The sequence below is a fragment of the Herminiimonas sp. CN genome, from assembly GCF_000622895.1.
Classification (GTDB): Bacteria; Pseudomonadota; Gammaproteobacteria; order Burkholderiales; family Burkholderiaceae_D; genus AVCC01.
The window spans coordinates 24,329-44,253 of sequence record NZ_AVCC01000008.1 but is presented as its reverse complement, the minus strand read 5'-3'; the positions used below and the strand labels follow the sequence as shown (position 1 = coordinate 44,253).

General features: G+C 62.7%; 15 protein-coding genes. 8 read left to right on the top strand and 7 right to left on the bottom strand.

Features of this window, described 5'->3' with window-relative positions:
• Positions 1-15: 15 nt before the first annotated feature.
• Together HMCN_RS0103440 and queC are read right to left on the bottom strand one after the other, a co-directional pair.
• Positions 16-1,299, bottom strand: coding sequence for an O-acetylhomoserine aminocarboxypropyltransferase/cysteine synthase family protein (locus HMCN_RS0103440; RefSeq protein ID WP_025916064.1), 1,284 nt, complete (start codon positions 1,297-1,299; stop codon positions 16-18).
• A gap of 78 nt (positions 1,300-1,377) precedes the next feature.
• The gene (queC, locus tag HMCN_RS0103435) at positions 1,378-2,094 is read right to left on the bottom strand and encodes a 7-cyano-7-deazaguanine synthase QueC (RefSeq protein ID WP_025916063.1); all 717 of its coding nucleotides are present in this window, start codon (positions 2,092-2,094) and stop codon (positions 1,378-1,380) included.
• Positions 2,095-2,278: 184 nt separating this feature from the next.
• Between queC and HMCN_RS0103430 the strand changes: the two genes are divergently transcribed.
• Complete coding sequence (locus HMCN_RS0103430; RefSeq protein WP_025916062.1) at positions 2,279-4,045, top strand: autotransporter assembly complex family protein; 1,767 nt, start codon at positions 2,279-2,281, stop codon at positions 4,043-4,045.
• Positions 4,042-8,328 carry a translocation/assembly module TamB domain-containing protein gene (locus tag HMCN_RS0103425; protein WP_025916061.1) on the top strand — a complete coding sequence of 1,429 codons (4,287 nt, stop codon included), beginning with the start codon at positions 4,042-4,044 and terminating at the stop codon, positions 8,326-8,328. Before HMCN_RS0103430 ends, HMCN_RS0103425 begins: the two co-directional genes overlap by 4 nt.
• A gap of 243 nt (positions 8,329-8,571) precedes the next feature.
• Here HMCN_RS0103425 and HMCN_RS0103420 read toward each other — a convergent pair whose 3' ends face one another.
• From HMCN_RS0103420 to HMCN_RS0103410, 3 genes are read right to left on the bottom strand one after another with little or no spacing between them, the layout of a single operon-like run.
• Positions 8,572-9,378 (bottom strand): alpha/beta fold hydrolase, encoded by an 807-nt coding sequence (locus tag HMCN_RS0103420; RefSeq protein ID WP_025916060.1) that lies wholly within the window; start codon positions 9,376-9,378, stop codon positions 8,572-8,574.
• Positions 9,379-9,417: 39 nt separating this feature from the next.
• Positions 9,418-10,986: a 3,4-dehydroadipyl-CoA semialdehyde dehydrogenase gene (locus HMCN_RS0103415; RefSeq protein WP_025916059.1), complete on the bottom strand. Its 1,569-nt coding sequence runs from the start codon at positions 10,984-10,986 to the stop codon at positions 9,418-9,420.
• A 51-nt stretch (positions 10,987-11,037) separates the two neighbouring features.
• Positions 11,038-11,511: a DUF4863 family protein gene (locus HMCN_RS0103410; protein WP_025916058.1), complete on the bottom strand. Its 474-nt coding sequence runs from the start codon at positions 11,509-11,511 to the stop codon at positions 11,038-11,040.
• Between the two features lie 207 nt (positions 11,512-11,718).
• Between HMCN_RS0103410 and HMCN_RS0103405 the strand changes: the two genes are divergently transcribed.
• The 6 genes from HMCN_RS0103405 to HMCN_RS0103385 all read left to right on the top strand — a co-directional run bounded on the left by HMCN_RS0103405 (position 11,719) and on the right by HMCN_RS0103385 (position 18,190).
• Positions 11,719-12,615 (top strand): helix-turn-helix transcriptional regulator, encoded by an 897-nt coding sequence (locus tag HMCN_RS0103405; protein WP_025916057.1) that lies wholly within the window; start codon positions 11,719-11,721, stop codon positions 12,613-12,615.
• 66 nt (positions 12,616-12,681) lie between these two features.
• Positions 12,682-12,816 (top strand): hypothetical protein, encoded by a 135-nt coding sequence (locus HMCN_RS19970; protein ID WP_255342416.1) that lies wholly within the window; start codon positions 12,682-12,684, stop codon positions 12,814-12,816.
• A gap of 71 nt (positions 12,817-12,887) precedes the next feature.
• Positions 12,888-14,546, top strand: a complete 1,659-nt coding sequence (gene boxC, locus HMCN_RS0103400) for a 2,3-epoxybenzoyl-CoA dihydrolase (protein WP_025916056.1) — start codon at positions 12,888-12,890, stop codon at positions 14,544-14,546.
• 49 nt (positions 14,547-14,595) lie between these two features.
• Positions 14,596-16,023: a benzoyl-CoA 2,3-epoxidase subunit BoxB gene (gene boxB, locus HMCN_RS0103395; RefSeq protein ID WP_025916055.1), complete on the top strand. Its 1,428-nt coding sequence runs from the start codon at positions 14,596-14,598 to the stop codon at positions 16,021-16,023.
• Between the two features lie 72 nt (positions 16,024-16,095).
• Positions 16,096-17,343, top strand: coding sequence for a benzoyl-CoA 2,3-epoxidase subunit BoxA (boxA, locus tag HMCN_RS0103390; RefSeq protein WP_025916054.1), 1,248 nt, complete (start codon positions 16,096-16,098; stop codon positions 17,341-17,343).
• Between the two features lie 46 nt (positions 17,344-17,389).
• Positions 17,390-18,190, top strand: a complete 801-nt coding sequence (locus HMCN_RS0103385) for an enoyl-CoA hydratase-related protein (protein ID WP_238551927.1) — start codon at positions 17,390-17,392, stop codon at positions 18,188-18,190.
• Positions 18,191-18,249: 59 nt separating this feature from the next.
• Here HMCN_RS0103385 and HMCN_RS0103380 read toward each other — a convergent pair whose 3' ends face one another.
• Positions 18,250-19,035 carry a slipin family protein gene (locus tag HMCN_RS0103380; RefSeq protein ID WP_025916052.1) on the bottom strand — a complete coding sequence of 262 codons (786 nt, stop codon included), beginning with the start codon at positions 19,033-19,035 and terminating at the stop codon, positions 18,250-18,252.
• A gap of 195 nt (positions 19,036-19,230) precedes the next feature.
• Positions 19,231-19,866, bottom strand: coding sequence for a PhaM family polyhydroxyalkanoate granule multifunctional regulatory protein (locus HMCN_RS0103375; protein ID WP_025916051.1), 636 nt, complete (start codon positions 19,864-19,866; stop codon positions 19,231-19,233).
• Between the last annotated feature and the right edge of the window lie 59 nt (positions 19,867-19,925).

The following is a 19,925-nucleotide window of genomic DNA, read 5'->3' as shown; positions in this document are numbered from 1 at the left end:
TCTGCGCAAGCGCGCTTAGGCCGCAGCCAGCGCCTGTTCCAAATCCGCCTTCAGGTCGTCGATATGCTCGATGCCGATCGACAGCCGCAGCATATCTTCCGATACGCCGGCCTTGGCCAGTTCCGCCGCATCCAGCTGGCGGTGGGTGGTCGATGCCGGGTGGGTCGCCAGCGACTTGGCGTCGCCGATGTTGACCAGACGGGTGAACAATTGCAGCGCATCGAGCACCCGGGCGCCGGCCGCGCGCGGATCGGCATCGCTGTATTTCAGGCCGAACGACAGGATGCCGGAAGCCTTGCCTCCCATGTATTTCTGGGCCAGCGCATGGTCCGGATGATCCGGCAAGCCGGCGTAGTTGACCCATGCCACTTTCGGATGATTTTGCAGGAAATGGGCCAGCGCCAGCGAATTGTCGCAGATGCGGTCCATGCGCAGCGCCAGGGTTTCGATGCCTTGCAGGATCAGGAATGCATTCATCGGCGAAATCGCCGCGCCCATGTTGCGCAGCGGCACCACGCGGGCGCGGCCGATATAGGCGGCCGGCCCCAGCGCTTCGGTGTACACCACGCCGTGGTAAGACACATCGGGTTCGTTCAGGCGCTTGAAGCGTTCCTTGTGCTCGGCCCATGGGAATTTGCCGCTGTCGACGATCGCGCCGCCGATGCTGTTGCCGTGGCCGCCCAAGTATTTGGTCAGCGCATGCACCACGATGTCGGCGCCGTGCTCGATCGGGCGGCACAGGTACGGGCTGGGCACGGTGTTGTCGACGATCAGCGGGATGCCGTGGGCATGGGCGATCTTGGCCAGTGCGGCGAAATCGGTGACGTTGCCGAGCGGATTGCCGACTGATTCGCAGAAGATGGCCTTGGTGCGGGCGTCGATCAGCGCCGCGAAGGTTTCCGGCTGGCGCGCATCGGCGAAGCGCACTTCGATGCCCATTTGCGGCAGCGTGTGCGCAAACAGGTTGTAGGTGCCGCCGTACAATTGGGTCGAGGAGATGAAGTTGTCGCCGGCCTCGGTGATGGTCTGGATCGCATAGGTGATGGCAGCCATGCCGGACGCCACCGCCAGCGCGGCGATGCCGCCTTCGAGCGCGGCGACGCGTTTTTCCAGCACGTCCTGGGTCGGATTCATGATGCGGGTGTAGATGTTGCCGGGCACTTTCAGGTCGAACAGGTCGGCGCCGTGCTGGGCATTGTCGAATGCGTAGGCGACGGTCTGGTAAATCGGTACCGCTGCGGATTTGGTGGTGGGGTCCGGCGAGTAGCCGGCATGGACGGCCATGGTTTCGAGTTTCATGTAATGCCCTGTCGTTGTGAAAGTAATAAGCGAAGAAGATGGATTGTGCCATAGGCACTGCCGCCTGCAAATATCAGGCTAGGCGATCGATGCCTGCACGAATTGCCGGTAGCCGCGCGCGCGCAGCTCGCATGCCGGGCAGGTCCCGCAGCCGTAACCCCAGTCGTGCAGCGTGCCGCGCTGGCCCAAATAGCAGGTGTGGGTTTCGCTGCGGATCAGGTCGACCAGTTTTGGTCCGCCGAGCTGCTGCGCCAGCTGCCAGGTCTGGCGCTTGTCGAGCCACATCAGCGGCGTATCGATCTTCAGGCGGGTGGCCATGCCGAGGTTGAGCGCGACTTGCAGCGCCTTCATGCTGTCGTCGCGGCAATCGGGGTAGCCGGAGAAATCGGTTTCGCACATGCCGCCGACCAAGACATCCAGCCCACGGCGGTACGCCACGGTGGCGGCCACCATCATGAACAGTAGATTGCGCCCGGGCACGAAGGTGTTGGGCAAGCCGTTGTCCTGCATCGCGATGGCGACATCCTGGGTCAGCGCAGTGTCCGATATCTTGCCCAGCAGCCCGAGGTCTATCATGTGGTCTTGCCCCAGCTTGCGGTCCCAGTCGGCCGATTGCGCGCGCAATTGCTGCAGCACCGTGGGACGCACCGTCAGTTCCACGCTGTGGCGCTGGCCGTAATCGAAGCCGATGGTTTCGACCCGGGCGTACTGCGACAGCGCCCACGCGACGCAGGTGGCGGAGTCCTGGCCGCCGCTGAAAAGCACCAAGGCAGCGTTTGGTCGTGTGTTGGTCATATTTTGTTCCTGAAATATACTTGTTGCAGTATTTTTTAATTGCGCTTTTGTGTATGTGGAAATGCCTGGTTTTCTTGCCATACTCCATATGATAATTCGGAGAACGGGAGTCCGGTAACATGGCGGCTCAAGCGACGAATCCGAATCCAGTATACAAACTTATGGCAGCTGCGGACATGTTCCAATGATCAACGTGATATGCAACCGTGCGCGGCGATTGCTGCCGGCCGGGCTGTTGCTGCTGGCGCTGGGCGCACAGGCCGACAATCTGCAATATACGGTGGTGCTGGATGCGCCGCCGGGCCTGCAGGACCTGCTGGAAAAAAATCTCGACCTGAATCGCTGGCACGACAATCCCCGCCTCGATGCCGGGCAACTGCAGCTGCTGTACCGCCAGGCGCCGGAACAGATCAGGACGCTGGCGGCGACCGAAGGCTTCTATACGCCGGTCATTACTTCGGAAATGGTGCAGCAGGGCCAGGCCTGGCGCATTCAATTCACCGTCGAACCCGGTGCGCCGACGCTGGTCGGCGCGGTCGATTTGGCGTTCCAAGGCGCGATTGCCAGCCAGCCGCAGGCAGCCGGACTGCGCAATGGCTGGGCTTTGCCGCCGGGGTTGGTGTTCCGGCAAGCCGAGTGGGAAGCGGCAAAAAACGGCCTGCTGCGCAAGCTGCTGCTGGAGCGCTATCCGCGCGCGCGCCTGACGCAGACCCAAGCCACGGTCGATCCGCTGGCGCACACGGCAGCATTGCAAGTGGTAATCGACAGCGGCCCCGAGATGCGCTTCGGCGCGCTCGCCATCGACGGCTTGCAGCGCTATCCGGCCACCATCATCAGCCGCATCAATACCATCAAGCCGGGCGATCCGTATAACGAGGCCGCGCTGCTGGAGCTGCAGTCGCGCCTGCTCGACGGCGGTTATTTCAGCCGGGTCGATGTCAGCGCGGAAATCGAGGCGCCAGAACAGCCGGGCAGCGCCGCGCTGCCAGCGGTATTGCCAGTGAAAGTTTCCGTGACCGAGAACCAGCGCAAGAAAGCCGGAATCGGGGTCGGCTACAGCACCAATACCGGCAATCGCGCCAAGCTGACGTATGAAGACCTGAACTTCCTGCAGCGCGAACTCAAGCTCAAGAGCGCGCTGACGCTGGAAACCAAAAAACAGTCGGCTGCTGCCGATATCTATTTGCCGCTCACCGAGCGAGGCGTCCAGTACAGCGCCGGCCTGTCGTATGTGCGCAGCGACATCGAGGATGAACTGAGCAAAGTTTCCAGCATTGCCTTCAAGCGCAGCTGGGGCAAGCCGGCGCTGGAGCGCAACCTGACACTGGAATACCTGAGCGAGAAGAGGGAGATCGCCGGCATCGTACCGCGTCGCAGCCGCGCCCTGCCGCTGAGCTATGGCGCGACCTGGCGCCAGACCGACAGTCTGCTGTTCCCGACCGAGGGCAGCATCATTCATGCGCAGCTCGGCGGCGCGCTGGGCGGCCTGCTGAGCGACCAGAGCTTCGGGCGCGGCATCGTGCGGATCGTGCATTACACCCCGATGGGGAAAAAGGACCTCGCGATCCTGCGCGGCGAGTTCGGCACGCTGGCTTCGCGCAGCAAGAATGGCGTGCCTGACGCCTACCTGTTTCGCGCCGGCGGCGACCAGTCGGTGCGCGGTTACGCGTATCAGTCTTTGGGCGTGGCGCAGGGCGCAGCCACCGTCGGCGGCCGCTATCTGATGGTGGGCAGCGCCGAATACCAGCACTGGTTTCTGCCGCAATGGGGTGCGGCGGTATTTGCCGACGCCGGCAATGCCGCCGACACCATCGCCGAACTGAAACCGAAAGCCGGTTACGGCGTCGGCGCGCGCTGGCGCAGTCCGGTCGGGCCGATCAATCTGGATCTGGCTTACGGCCAGGCGGACAGAAAGGTGCGGATGCATTTTTCGCTCGGGGTGACGTTTTGAGGCGGAATCGGCTGTGGCTCGGCTTGCCGGCGCTGCTGCTGGGGCTGATGCTGCTGACGGCGATCCTGGCCTCGCGTGAAGCCAGCCTGCGCTGGCTATTGCAACAAGCGGCACAGCGCAGCAACGGCGCGCTGTCGTTCTCGGGCGTGCGCGGTGCGCTGCTGCGGCCGGTGCATATCGGGCGGCTGCAGTATAAAAAATTCAGCAGGTCCGGCACGCCCGAGCAAGAGCTTACGCTGGAGAATCTCGATCTGATCTGGTCGCCGGCCCAGCTGCTGCGCGGCCGCATCGGGATCGACAAGCTGCAGGCAGAGCGCCTGACGCTGCTGACGCTGAAGAAGTCGGAGGAGCCGATCCAGCTGCCGGCCAGTCTGGCAGTACCGTTCGAGGTCGAGCTGAAGGCCGCGCAATTGCAGCAGCTGCTGATAATTTCCGAGGCCGGCGTCCGCACCGAATTGCGCGATCTGCATTTTTCGCTGCAGGGCGGCCGGCAGCAATGGCGGCTGCAGGATGCCCGTGCCGTCACGCGGTGGGGCAATCTGGACGCCGTGCTGACGCTGGGAGCCAGGCCGCCGTTCGCGCTGGCCGGCCGGATCGATCTGCAGCACGAAGCCGGCCAGGCCCAGGCGGCGCTGGGCGGCGACTTGAGCGCGCTTGCAGTCAAAACCAGTTTTGATGCGCAGGGCGCGCGCGGCCAGGGCGATCTGGTTATCGCGCCGTTCGACGCCTTCGTGTTGCGCAGGATCGCGCTGCAAGCGACCGGCATCGATCCCAGCCGTTTTGGCGCCGGCTGGCCGCAGGCCGCAATCGCGCTCGAGCTTTCCGGCCAGGTGCAAGCGGATCAGCGCGTCAGCGGCGCATTGAACATCGTCAATGCATTGCCAGCCGGCCCGATCGACCAGCAGCGCCTGCCGCTGCACGGCATCAGCGCGCAACTCGACGGCACGCTGCAGGCGGCCAACATCCAAGACATCGTGTTCGACTTTGCCGCTGCCGGCCGCACCAGCGGCAGCGGCAGTATCAAGGACGGCTTGGCCGCATTCGCGCTGCATGCCGATAAAATCGACCTGAAAGCGATCGACAGCAAGCTCAACCGCACCGCGATTGCCGGCGACGTTACCTTGTCGGCGCCGGGCGGCAGGCAAGTGCTGACTGCCCGGCTGGGGCAGGAGCGCTATCAATTGGCAGTCGATGCGACGCTGGCCGACGGCTTGCTGCAGCTGCAGCAAGCCAGGCTCAGCGCCGGCAACAGTGCGCTGCGTTTGCAGGGCCAGGCGCGCCTGGATGCGGCGCAGGCGTTCGCGTTCTCTGGCAGCATCGAACACTTCGATCCGTCGGATTTCGGCGCTTATCCGGCGGCCGACGTGAATGCCGCGCTGCGTCTGGACGGTCATCTGGCGCCCGGCTGGCAGGTCGCGGCGGACCTCAAGCTGCAGCCGAGCCGGCTGCTGCAACAGCCGCTGTCCGGCCAGATCAAGCTGAGCGCCAATCCGCAACGTCTGCAGGATGTCGATCTGGAGCTGCGGCTGGGCGGCAATGCGCTGACCGCACGCGGCAATTTCGGCGCGCCGCAGGACCGCCTGGCGCTGCGCCTCGATGCGCAGAATCTGGCGCTGCTGCAGGCCGGGCTGGCCGGCGCGTTGCGCGCCAGCGGCACCCTCGGCGGCAGCATGGCAGCGCCGCAACTGGCGTTCGAAGCCAGCGCGCAAGGGCTGGCGCTGCATGGCAAGCTCCAGCCGAAAAATCTCGCCCGCAGCATGTTCCAGGCGCGCGGCAATCTGGCCTTGCGCGGCGCCGGGCCGTTCCGCCTGCAAGGCAGGCTGGCGCACATCGATCCGGCCGCGTTCGGCGCCTATCCGGGCGGCGACATTAGCGGCGACTTCGACGCCAGCGGCAAGCTGGCCCGCGATTGGCTGGTCGCGCTCGATTTCGCGCTGCAGCCCGGCACGCTGCTGGGCGCGCCGCTGTCCGGCCACGGCAAGCTGCAGGCAGACGCCGCGCGCATCGCCAATGCCGACATCGCGCTGCAACTGGCGAATAACAGCGTCATGCTCAAGGGTAATTTCGGCGCGCCGCAAGACCGGCTGGACTGGCGTCTCGATGCGCGCCAGCTCGGGGCGCTGGGGCCGGAATTCGGCGGCGCGCTCAAGGGCGAAGGCAGCCTCGGCGGCAGCAAGGACGCATTGCAGTTCGGCTTTGCGCTCGACGGCAGCGCGATCCGACTACCGGGTGACAATTCCATCAAGACCCTGCGTGCCAGCGGCCGGCTGCAGCAGGGCGCAGACGGTCCGCTGCAAGCCGACATCGCGCTGGGCGAAGCGCGCTCCGGCGCGCTGGCATTGCAATCGCTGCGGCTGCAAGCCAGCGGTAGTCGACGCGCACACACGATCGAACTCGCCGCCAGCCATCAGGGCGAGAATGTCACTGCAGTGCTGGCCGGCGGCTGGCAACAGACTGGCGGCTGGCAAGGCGTGGTTCGCAGCCTGCAAAATCGCGGCGCGCATGCCTTTGCGCTGCGTTCGCCGGCACCGCTGCAGATCGCTCCCGGGCAGTTTGCGCTGACCGATTTTGCGCTGGCGCTGCCCAGCGGCAGCCTGAATCTGCAATCGCTGCAAAGGAACGGCACGCGCTGGCAAAGCCGCGGCCGCGCCAGCGGCATCGCTCTGGCCACGCTGGCGCAATGGCCGGAATCGCTGCAGCAGGATCTGGCCGGCGCATTGACCGGTTCATTGACCTTCGGTGCCGACTGGGCGCTCGATGCCGACCGTTTCATCGATGGCAGCATGCGCGTGTTCCGCGAAGGCGGCGACGTCACGCTGCGCAGCACCAATAATGCCGTGCCGCTGGCGCTGGGTTTGAGCAAGCTGGCGCTGCGCGCCGATATCGTGAAAAATGCGCTCAGGCTGGAGTTCGAGCTGGAGGGCAGCCACGCCGGCAGCAGCCGCCTGATAGCCGGCACCAAAATCGCCGGCACGCCGGGCCACTGGAGCCTGCCGGCGACCAGCCCGCTGAATCTGAGTGGCACCGCCAGCCTGCCGGCGCTGGATTGGATCGGGCCGGTGATCGGCCGGCCCGGGCTGGACTTGCAAGGACGGCTGGCGCTGGCGGTCAGCGGCTCCGGCACGCTGGGCGCGCCCAGGCTGGCAGGCGAAATCAGCGGCGACCAGCTCGGCGTGCGCTGGCTGGAGCAGGGCGTCAAGCTGCGCAATGGCGTGCTGCGCGCGCAATTGCAGGACGACCGTCTGCTGTTGAAAAAACTCGCGTTCGAGGGCGAACAGGGCAGCCTGAACGTGCAGGGCGAGGCGCGCTTCGCCAACGCCCGGCCCAGCGTGCAGATGACGCTGACCGCGGACCAGTTGCTGGCATTGTCCAGCCCCGATCGCTTGCTGGTGTTGAGTGGCGAAAGCCGTATCACGCTGGACCAGCAGCGGCTGCAGCTGGGCGGCAAGTTCAGGGCCGAGCGCGCGCTGATCGAGCTGCCAGGCGACAGCGGGCCGACCATCAGCGACGACGTGGTGGTGCTGGGACGCGAACCGAACGGTGGCAAGAGCGGCAAATCGCTGCCGCTGCGCGCCGATGTCACGCTGGAGCTGGGCCAGCGCTTTTTCGTCAAGGGCCGGGGGCTCGATGCGCAGGTCGGCGGCAGCCTGCGGCTGCGGGTCGGCGATGGCCAGCTGCCGCGCGCCAACGGCAGCATCGAGGTGCTCAAGGGCACGTACGCGGCCTATGGACAAAAGCTCGAAATCCGGCGCGGGGTTCTGGCCTTTTCCGGTCCGCTCGACAATCCGGGGCTGAACATCCTGGCGGTGCGTCCGGTGCCGGAGCGCGAAGGCAATGTCGAAGCCGGGGTCGAAGTGCGCGGCAATGCGCTGGCGCCGCGTGCCCGGCTGGTCTCCACGCCGGCGGTGCCGGACACCGAAAAACTGTCCTGGCTGGTGCTCGGGCACGGCACCGACAGCGCCTCCGGCAGCCAGTTCGATGCGCTGTCGGCCGCCGCCAACGCCTTGTTCGGCGCCAGCCAGGGCGCATCGCTGCAAGCGCGGCTGGCGCAATCGGTCGGCCTTGACGAAGTCGGCATCGGGCGCGCGCAGGGACTGGAAAGCACGGTGCTAACGCTCGGCAAGCGCCTGTCGTCGCGCGCCTTCCTGAGCTACGAGCAGGGCGTCAGCGGCGCCGCCGCCCTGGTCAAGCTGCGCTACCAGCTCAGCCGGCGCCTGTCGCTGCAGGCCGAAACCGGCACCAGCAGCGCACTGGATCTGCTGTACACCTGGTCCTTCGATTGATGCCGTAGCCGGCGGCCCCGCCGGATGGGTGCCGGCCATCCGGCAATCTCCGGCGGAAATATGGATGTTTTACATGGAGTATGGCTGTAAACATGCCATTTTAAGCAATATTTATATGCGGTAACAAAATATACAATATTCAGTATATTCCATTCCAGCGAGCTGCCAAAGCACTAAAGCACGTATTGCGCGCTTGCTGTCGCCGCCGATCACGCAGCCGCTGCGCGACATCGAAGTCAATGTTTACACGCTGCTGGCAATGAACTGCGCGGCTTCCCGGCTGAGTGCTTCCGGCTGATCGCGGTGCGGCGAGTGGCCGCATTGCGGCAGTAGGACGATCTCTGTTTGCGGTGTTTTTCTTTTGAGGCCGTAGACTTGTTCGAGGGTGCCGTATTCGTCGTCTTCCCCCTGTATTGCCAGAACCGGGCAGGCAATGGCAGTCAGCTCCTGCTCGATATTCCATGCGCGGAATGCGGGGTCGAGCCAGATGTCGTTCCAGCCCCAGAATGCCGAATCGACGTCGGCGTGGTATGGCGCCAGCTTGGCGCGCAAATTTTGCGTCAGGTAGACCTCGCGTGCGGTGCGGATGCTGGCGATGGTGATGTCTTCAACGAAGATGTGCGGTGCTGCAACGACAATGCCGCTGAGCTGCGACGGAAAACGCGCTGCATACAGCAGGGCGATCGAGGCGCCATCGCTGTGCCCGAACAGCCAGGGTCGCGTAATGCCCAGATGCGAGAAAAAAGCAGGCAACACCTGATGCGCCTGCTCGTGCATGAAGCTGACCGGCAATTTTTCTTCCGCCGGCCTGGGGCTCGACAGGCCGTAGCCGTAGCGGGAAAATACCAGTCCGGTAAAACCGTGAGCGCTGCAAAAGGACTCCGGAAAATCTTTCCAAAGCGCGACCGAGCCAAGCCCCTCATGCAGAAAAACAATCACCGGATGCTCGGAATGCCTGGCGCCGACCCATTGATACTCCAGTCTGAGCTTGCTGTTTCGCCACTGAATGTCGGCAAATTGGGTGTCGTTATTGTGTAAATTCAAGTTCATTGCCGCGTTATCCTTTTCTACGTTGCTGCTGCCTGACCCTCAGGCACTCCAATGCACCGCGGCGGGAGCCAGATGCTGCAATGTAGCAGACGACCCCTGCAGTGCTGCACGGCGGTGGTAAAAGCCAAGTGCGCGCAAACCGCCCAGTTCCTCGCCGCCGCCGGCGCGGCCGGGCCCGCCGTGGATCGATGCCGGCATCACGTTGCCATGCCCGGTCTGGATTTTGCCGACATCGGGGCTCACTAGGTGAACCCGGCCATGCGCGCCGGCCAGCGCGCGCCCCACCTGCGCCAGCCACGCATGATCGGCACTGAACACCGAGGCAACCAGCGATCCCAGGCCGCGCTGGGCCAGCGCTGCGGCATGCGCGGTATCGCGATAGCCGAGCAAGGTCGATACCGGTCCGAATACTTCGTGGTCATGCACCAGCGCGGCCTGATCGGCATCGCGCACGCCGAGCAAGGTGGGCGCGGCACAGGCGGCGATTGAGCGGTCGGCGTCGATCAGGGCTTGCTGGCTACCGTCGTACAGGATGTCGGCTTCGCTGGCCAGCCTGGCAATCCCTGCCTGCACGTTGTCAAACTGTTCGCGGCTGACCAGCGAGCCCATCCGCACTTCTGCATTGCGCGGATTGCCGACACTGACCTGCGCCAGCCTGGCGCCGACTGCTTCGGCCACCGCGCCGAAAAATTGCTGGGGAACCAGCGCACGGCGAATCGCGGTGCAGCGTTGCCCGCTCTTGGTGGTCATTTCGCGCACCAGTTCATCGACGTAAAGATCGAACGCTGCGGTGCCCAGCGCCGCGTCCACGCCCAGAATGGACGAATTCAAGCTGTCAGCCTCGATATTGGCGCGCACCGAATGGCGCGCGATGGCCGGATGCGAGCGAATCAGCGCAGCAGTATCGGCCGAGCCGGTGAATGAAACCACATCGAACGGCTGCAATGCGTCGAGCAGGCCGGCGGAGCTGCCGCAGACGATCGACAGCGCACCCGCAGGCAAAATGCCGGCGGCGATCACGTCGGCCACCATGCGATGGGTCAGCCATGCGGTGACCGTCGCCGGCTTGATGATCACGGGCACCCCCGACAGCAAGGCCGGCGCCGCTTTTTCCCATAAGCCCCAGGCCGGAAAATTGAATGCATTGATGAACAGCGCGACGCCGCGCACCGGCGTCAGGATGTGCTGCGATTGGAACAGCTGATCCTTCGACAGCATCGCCGCAGCGCCGTCGAGCAGGGTGCGGGCGTCGCCCAGTCCCGCGCCGATCTTCGCGTAATAGCCTAAAGTAAATGACGCACCTTCGATATCGACTGCGGAATCGGCCTTGGTCGTGCCCGAATTGGCCAGCGAGATATCGTAGTAGGCGTCGCGATTGGCTTGCAGCACCTTCACTATCTCGCCCAGCATGCCGGCACGCTGGCCGTAAGACATTGCTTGCAGTCCGGCTGCGCCTTGCGCGCGGGCGAACGAAAATCCTGCGTCGAGCCCTGCCGCAGGCCCGCCTGCCGTGGCAATCGGCACGCCGCTGATCGGGTCGTGCAAGCTGGTGCCGTGACCGGATTCGGGTTGCCAGGAACCGCTCAGATAGTTGGGGAGATGGATCATGTCTATGCAATCAAAAAGGGGGGAGTCGGCGGGCGGGATCGCATGGGGCGATTACGCTGCTACAGGGGTAAAGTCGATCGCGCCTTGCGGCAACAGATACAACACCAGAGCGCGGCCGCCGGTGACGGTCGGGCGATGCCCGCTGCCGGGTTCATAGACGCACCAGCCGGCCGGGTTTGCGTCGAAGCATGCACCCGGCGTCAGCGGCATGATCAAATCGATCTCGCCGTTGGGGTGGACATGATAGGGGCCGGCCAGGTTTTCCATCTCGACTACGTCGACGCTGAAACCGTGGGTGGCATCGGTCGCCTTCAGTACGCGGCCGTAGCGGATGCCGCCGCCTTCCCGGTTGCACAGCCAGCCGTCCCGGATGCCGGTCTGGCAGGCGGCAAAAACAGCTTCGAACAGATCGCTTCCCGGCCCGTGGTCGGCATTCAAATGCGCCTCGAGCGGGCTGCCCAGCGGGACGCCGGCAATTTCCTCGGTCAAACGGGCAATTAATACTGCAAATTCATTCACATTCATGCTTGTCTCTCCTGTGGGGACATCCTGATGGTAAGCCGCAATCCGGTAAGCAGGAATCATTTATGTCGTATAGTGCCTGCTGAATTTAGTATATGAGCATTATCTTGCTTGAGTCAAGTCGATGGTGGATAATATAATTCATAAATCTCGCATCGATGCGCAAATGCAGCACCGATGCCCCGACCGGAATACCAGTGGGAACAATTCATGATCGATCATTCCGAACAGCACAAAGACCCGTTTCTGGTCGCGCTTGGCGAACGCTTGAGTGCGCTGCGCACGCGTCATGGCATGTCGCGCAAAATCCTGGCGCGCCGGGCCGATGTGTCCGAACGTCACTTGCAGAACATCGAACTGGGGAGTGGCAACGCATCCATCCAGTTTCTGCGCCAATTGAGCCAGGTCCTCAATTGCAGGCTGATCGAACTGATCGGCGATGAAACCATTTCTTCTCCGGAATGGCTGCAAATCCGCGAAGTTTTGCGGGGGCGCACGGATGCGGAACTGGCGCAGGCGCGTGCGGTGCTGATCGATACCTTTGAAAAACCGTCCAGCGAATCGGCGCGCCGCCAGCGGGTCGCCTTTATCGGCTTGCGCGGCGCCGGCAAATCCACTCTGGGGCAGATGCTGGCCGACAACTGGATGGTGCCTTTCATCGAGCTGGAGCGGCAAATCGAAGCGGTGGCTGGCTGCAGCATTCCGGAAATCCACGCGCTGTATGGCTCGGCCGCTTATCGGCGCTACGAGTGCCGGGCGCTGGAAGAATCGATTCGTCGCTTTCCGCGCGCGGTGATCGCGACCCCGGGCGCCATCGTCTCGGACCCGGCGACCTTCAATGTATTGCTGTCGCACTGTTATACCGTTTGGCTGAAGGCGGCGCCGGAAGAGTATATGGAGCGCGGCTTGTCCAAGTCCGATTGCCGCCAAAGGGCTGACAATCATGAGGCGATGGAAGATTTGAATAAGCTGATCGAAAGCCGGGCTTCTTTCTATTCGCAGGCAGATGAAATATTCGATACCAGCGATATTACCCAGGAGGCGGCATTCATGGGCCTGGTGGATCAGTTGCGCGGCACGGTGCTATCCCAGAATGCGGCGTTTTAACCAGGTATCCCGGCTGCGGTCGGCAGAAGCGGATTGTTATTGCGCATAGTTTGCAGGCGATGTTGCATGACGCCAAAGGCCGCAGCGCCTGACGGCGCCACGCTGTGCACTTCTGCTCTGCAGGGGCTTTGGTTGATCTTGCGTCCGGCAGAAAAGCGCGGAAATGCACGTCATCAAAAAAAGAAGCATTTTATTGCTTGACATGCAGAATGCTGTGAAATATAGTTCTTATGTGCATAGTGAATATGCAGCATATTTCCAGGAGGAGTGCCATGACTACCGTTCCACAAGTTAACTACGAAACCGCCCCCGATCGCTATCAGCACTGGTCTCTTGCCTGCGACGGCCCGATTGCGACTCTCACCATGAACGTCAACGAGGATGGCGGCTTGAGGGAAGGCTATAAGCTCAAGCTCAATTCCTACGATCTCGGCGTCGATATCGAGCTCAACGACGCCGTGCAGCGGATTCGTTTTGAGCATCCGGAAGTGCGTACCGTCATCCTGACCAGCAGTCGCGATCGCATTTTCTGCTCGGGCGCCAATATCTTCATGCTCGGCAAGTCAACGCATTCGTGGAAAGTCAATTTTTGCAAATTCACCAATGAAACGCGCAACGGTCTGGAAGACTCCAGCCGCCATTCGGGATTGAAATTCATCGCTGCAGTCAATGGCGCTTGCGCCGGCGGCGGCTACGAGCTGGCTGCCGCCTGCGACGAAATCATTCTGGTCGATGACCGCGCTTCTTCGGTCAGCCTGCCGGAAGTGCCTTTGCTGGGCGTGTTGCCGGGCACCGGCGGCCTGACACGCCTGACCGACAAGCGCCGCGTGCGGCATGATCTTGCCGATATTTTCTGCACCACCTCCGAGGGCGTGCGCGGCCAGCGCGCCAAGGATTGGCGCCTGGTGGATGAGGTCGCAACGCCTGCGCGGTTCCAGCAAACCGTGCATGAACGTGCGCTGGCGCTGGCTGCCGGCAGCGACCGTCCGGCAGACGGCAAGGGCGTCAAGCTGACGCCCCTGAACCGGACGCAAACAGACACGACGATCGACTATCAATTTGTCAGCATCGCGATCGATCGCGCCGCGCGCAATGCAACCCTGACCGTCAAGGCGCCAACCGCGCCGCAGCCGACCGATATCGCCGGCATCGAAGCCGCAGGCGTGCAATGGTGGCCGCTGCAGATGGCGCGGGAACTGGATGACGCGATTTTGCACATGCGCACCAATGAACTCGAGATCGGTACCTGGATTTTGAAGACCCGCGGCGATGCGCAGGCGGTGCTGGCCAGCGATGCGACCTTGCTGGCGCACCAGGCGCATTGGCTGGTGCGCGAAACCATCGGCTTTTTGCGGCGCACGCTGGCACGGCTCGATGTGTCGTCGCGTTCGCTGTTTGCGCTGATCGACGAGGGCTCCTGCTTCGCCGGCAGCTTGCTCGAGATTGCATTGGCAGCCGACCGCAGCTACATGCTGGCCCTGCCATCGGCGCCGCAGCGTGCGCCGCGCATCGCCGTGTCCGGGCTCAATTTCGGCATCCTGCCGATGGTCACCGCACAATCGCGCATCGCCCGCCGTTTCTATGAAGACGAGGCCGAGATCGCCGCCGTACGCAACGCCGTTGGGCAATCGCTCGATGCGGGCCAGGCGCTGGCGCTGGGCATGATCACGTCCGACCCGGACGACCTGGATTGGGATGATGAAATACGCATGCTGCTGGAAGAACGCGCCAGTATGTCGCCCGATGCGCTGACCGGGCTGGAAGCCAATTTGCGCTTCAACGGCAAGGAAACCATGGAGACGCGCATTTTCGGCCGCTTGAGCGCATGGCAGAACTGGATTTTCATCCGCCCGAATGCGGTAGGCGAGCGTGGCGCGCTGAAGGTGTACGGCAGCGGCAACAAGGCCCAATTCGACATGAACCGTGTATAGAGATTGACGACAGTAACTCTTGCATTAACCCTTATCTGAGGAACTTACCGTGAGCACAATTGATTACAGTGAATTAATTCCAAACAACGTCAATCTGTCCGAAGACAAGACGCTGCAGCGCGCGCTGGAACATTGGCAGCCTAACTACCTGAACTGGTGGCGCGACATGGGCCCGGATAACTCGAAAGGCCATGACGTGTATTTGCGCACCGCCATCAACGTTACGCCGGAAGGCTGGGCCAGCTTCGGGCACGTGAAGATGCCGGATTATCGCTGGGGCATCTTCCTGGCGCAGGCCGAGGAGGGGCGCAAAGTCAATTTCGGCGAGAACAAGGGTGCGGACGCCTGGCAGGACGTGCCTGGCGAGCATCGCGCCAATCTGCGCCGGATGATCGTCACGCAAGGCGATACCGAACCGGCGTCGGTCGAACAGCAGCGCCATCTGGGTCTGACCGCGCCATCGCAATACGATCTGCGCAATCTGTTTCAGGTCAATGTGGAAGAAGGCCGCCATTTATGGGCGATGGTGTATCTGCTGCATAAATATTTCGGCCGCGACGGCCGGGAAGAAGCGGAAGCGCTGCTGCAACGCAATTCCGGCGACCCGGACAAGCCGCGCATCCTGGAGGCATTCAATGAAGAGACGCCGGACTGGCTGGCGTTCTACATGTTTACCTACTTCACCGACCGTGACGGCAAGTTCCAGTTATGCGCACTGGCGGAATCCGGCTTTGATCCGTTGTCGCGCACCTGCCGTTTCATGCTGACCGAAGAAGCGCATCACATGTTTGTCGGCGAATCCGGCATTTCACGCATCATCGCCCGGACTTGTGCCGTCATGAAAGAGTTCGGCATCGAAGATCCGGCGCAAGTGCGCGCCAAGGGCGTGATCGATCTGCCGACCATCCAGCGCTACCTGAACTTCCATTTCAGCGTGACGATCGATTTGTTCGGCGCCGACCAGTCCTCGAATGCCGCGACCTTCTATAGTGCGGGCCTGAAGGGCCGTTACGAAGAAACCAAGCGCGATGACGATCATCTGCTGAAGGACGGCCATTACCATATTCTGGAAATCGCCAATGGCGCATTGGTCGAGCGCGAGGTCCCGCTGCTCAATTCGCTCAATGAAGTGCTGCGCGACGACTACATCCGGGATGCGGTGGCTGGCATCGGGCGCTGGAATCGTGTGATCGAAAAGGCCGGCTTGAGCTTCCGTCTGAGCGCGCCGCATAAGGCATTCAACCGGCATATCGGGGCCTTTGCCGGCATCCGTATCGCGCCTGACGGCAAAGTGATTTCCGAAGCGGAATGGCAAGCCAATGTACGCAACTGGCTGCCCAGCGAGGAAGACCGCGCGTATGTGGCATCGCTGATGGGGCGCGTGATCGAGCCGGGCAAATTTGCCAACTGGATTGCGCCGCCGCCGGTCGGCATTAATCGCCAGCCGATCGATTTCGAGTACGTCCGTTTCAATTAGGCGGAACCGGGTTGGCCGGCCTTTACCGGTCAGCCCGGTTCTATTTTGTCCGCACCCTATCGGTAACATGCCATGAACGCTCCCGAATCGATCATCTGGATACGACAACATGTAATTGATCCTGAAGTCTGCATTCGCTGCAACACTTGCGAAGAGACTTGCCCGGTCGATGCGATCACGCACGACAGCCGCAATTACGTGGTCAATGCCGACATTTGCAATGCATGCATGGCGTGCATATCGCCGTGCCCGACCGGTTCGATTGACCACTGGAGAACCGTGTCGAAAAAAGCCGCATATTCGCTGCAAGATCAGTTCGGATGGGACGAATTGCCGCCGCAGCAGGAAATCCCGGATGATGCGCTGGCCGCTTCTGCCCAGGAGACTGCTGCGGCGGAAGGTGCGCTGGAAGGGCTGCAGGTCAACGCCGCCACCTCGCCGTCTTCGACCATGGCGCCGTGGTCGGCGGCGCATCCCTACGTCAATCTGTACACGCTGAAAAATCCGGTGACGGCAACGGTGGCGGGCAATTACCGCCTCACCGGGCCGGATACGCAAAACGATATTCATCATATCGTGCTGGACTTCGGCACCCAGTTTTTCCCGGTTCTGGAAGGGCAGTCGATCGGCGTCATTCCGCCCGGCGTCGATGCCAATGGCAAGCCGCATTACCTGCGCATGTATTCGGTTGCCAGCCCGCGCGAGGGCGAGCGCGATGGCTACAACAACCTGGCGCTGACCGTCAAACGCGTGCTGGAAGATCATCAGGGGCAAGCGGTGCGCGGGGTCGGCTCCAATTATTTATGCGATCTGCAAAAAGGCGATAGCGTGCAGATTGCCGGCCCGTTCGGCACCGATTACCTGATGCCGAATCAACCTGGTTCCAATATTCTGATGATTTGCACCGGCACCGGCTCGGCGCCGATGCGGGCAATGACCGAGCATCGGCGCCGCCTGATGGCGAAGGGGCAATCCAAGGGCGGCAAGCTGATGCTGTTTTTCGGTGCGCGCAGGCCGGAAGAATTGCCGTATTTCGGCCCGCTTCTGAAGCTGCCGCCCGCCTTCATCGACATGCATCTGGCGTTCTCCCGGGTCGAAGGGCAGCCGCGCGCTTATGTGCAGGACAGGATACGCGAAGCCGGCAGGAGCGTGACCGACTTGCTCGGCGGTGATACTTATATTTATATCTGCGGCCTGAAAGGCATGGAAACCGGCGTCATGGAAGCCCTGCGCGAGAGTTGCAGCGCGGTTGGCATGGATTGGCCTGCACTGCACGGCAAGATGGTCAGGGAAGGGCGTTTCCACGTCGAGACCTACTGATCCTGATTCGTACGCAAGCCCGATCCAATCATTAGCAGGAGTCATGTTGGCTGATTCAAATTACACCACGCTCAAACTGGCGACCGACCGGCGCGGCATTGCGCAGGTCACGCTCGCCAAACCGGAAACACTGAACGCCTTCGACGAAACCATGATCGCCGAATTGAGCGATGTATTCGAAGCGCTCGGCACTGCGGCCGATACCAGGGCGATCGTGCTGGGTGCCGAGGGCCGCGCCTTCAGCGCCGGCGCGGATCTGCGCTGGATGGAGCGCGCCAGCAATAATTCGCAGCAGGCCAATCTGGTCGATGCGCGGCGCTTTGCCCGCATGATGCAGATTATCCAGAGCTGCGACAAACCGGTTATCGCACGGGTTCAGGGTGCCGCCTATGGCGGCGGCGTCGGCCTGTGCTGCGCCTGCGACATCGTGTTCGCGGTGCCGCAGGCGCGTTTTGCGGTGAGCGAGGCAAAATTCGGCATCCTGCCGTCCGTGATCGGCCCCTACCTGAACAATGCGGTCGGCAAGCGTCAGGCGCTGCGCCTGGCATTGACGGCGGAACTGATCGATGCGGCACGCGCGGCGGAGATCGGTTTGGTGCACGAGGTAGTCGAGGCGGATCAGCTCGATGCTGCGATTGAAAAGACCATCGCCCAACTGCTGGCCAACGGCCCGGTGGCATTGGGCGAGATCAAGCGGCTGTTTGGCCGGTTCGCAGTCGCCGCAGTGGATGACGCAGTGCGCGAGCTGACTGCCCAGACCATCGCGCGGGTGCGCTCGACGCCGGAAGCGCGCGAAGGATTTGCCGCGTTTCTGGCCAAACGCCCGGCCGCCTGGGTGAAGTCATGAAGCGGCCGGTTTTGACGCGCATTGCGCTGTAAGGTAGCCAGGGCGGCGGGCAAGCGCCATCAGGATTCCGGCGGCGGTGCGGCCGGCGCGGCTTGCGCTGCCATCTTCGACAGGATCGAGAATAAATCCATCGGCAGCGGCAGCACCACGGTCGAGGTCTTGTCGCTGGCGAAAGTGCCCAGAGTCTGCAGGTAGCGCAACTGCAGCGCTTCCGGCTGGCGGGTCAGTATCTGCGCCGCCTGCAGCAGTTTTTCGGAGGCTTGCAGTTCGCCTTCCGCATGGATCACTTTGGCGCGCCGTTCGCGCTCGGCTTCGGCCTGGCGGGCGATCGCGCGGATCATGGTTTCGTTGATGTCGACATGCTTGATTTCGACGTTGGACACCTTGATGCCCCAGGTGTCGGTCTGGGCGTCCAGCGCCTGCTGGATGTCGATGTTCAGGCGTTCGCGCTCGGCCAGCATTTCATCGAGTTCATGCTTGCCGAGCACCGAGCGCAGGGTGGTCTGGGCCAGCTGGCTGGTGGCATCGAGAAAATTCTCGACCTGGATGATCGCGCGCTCCGGGTTGATGACCCGGAAGTAGACCACCGCGTTGACCTTGACCGAGACGTTGTCGCGCGAGATCACGTCCTGGGTCGGCACATCCAGCACCACGGTGCGCAGATCGACCCGCACCATCTGCTGTATGCCGGGGATGATGATGACCAAGCCCGGGCCCTTGATGCGCCAGAAGCGGCCGAGCTGGAACACCACGCCGCGCTGGTACTCGCGCAGGATGCGCACCGAGGACATTGCCACGACCAGCAGCAGGATCAGCAAGCCGCCGAAGCTGAAATTGAATGCCATCATCATCCACTCCTTCCAGCCGGGCCCGGCCGCAATCCTGCCCCGATTCCCGTCAATGCGTCAGGTGTTTCGAGAATTAACGGGGGTATGCTTGAAAATTATGCTGTTTTTCCCTGTTTTATTGAGATATGTAAAAACACATATCCCTGTATATTCAATCTGCGAAAGCCGGGAAGTGCGCTGCCTGCGGCCGTTTCAGGCCTTGGGCGCCGGCTTGCGCTTGCGTGCCGCGGCAGGTTTGGCGGCTGATTTGGCGGCGGGCTTGCGCGGCGTGGCCGGCGCTTTGGCGCTTGCAGCAGCGCCGCCGGCTTCGGGCTCGGCGACCGCATTGCTGACTGCCTGCTTGAACTGATTTTGCAGGATGCCCCACCAGGCGGCCGGGCTGGTCATCTGGGCCGCCAGTTCGTCCGGCGCGTTGATGGTTGCCTTGCGTTCTGCGGATGCGCCGGCCGGTTCGGCCGCCTTGGTGCCGGCTGCAGCCGGGCTGGCCTGCCCGGCCTGCAGCGAAGCCCAGAATGCGGCTGCATCGAATTTTTGTTCCGCGCTGCTATCGACGGCCGACTGGAAGGCGGCGCTCATCGATTGCAGCGTGCCGATGGTGGCGCGCTGCACTTCCATCGCCTGGATCGTGTTGCGCAGCATGCTCATGTTGACGCTGAGCCAGGATTCGACCGTCTTCAGGTCGTTGATTTTCTGCTCCAGCTCCTCGACCGACAGGGTCGGCGCCACCATCGCCGGCATGCCGGGAACGCTCATGCCGCCCCACAGCTTCTTGACGAATTCGAGCGTGTCGCTCATCGGGCCTGCGCCGGACATATTCCCCTGGGTCATGATCGCTCTCCGTTATGTGAATTATCAGCGTAGCAGATAAAAGCGCGCCGCAACAGGGG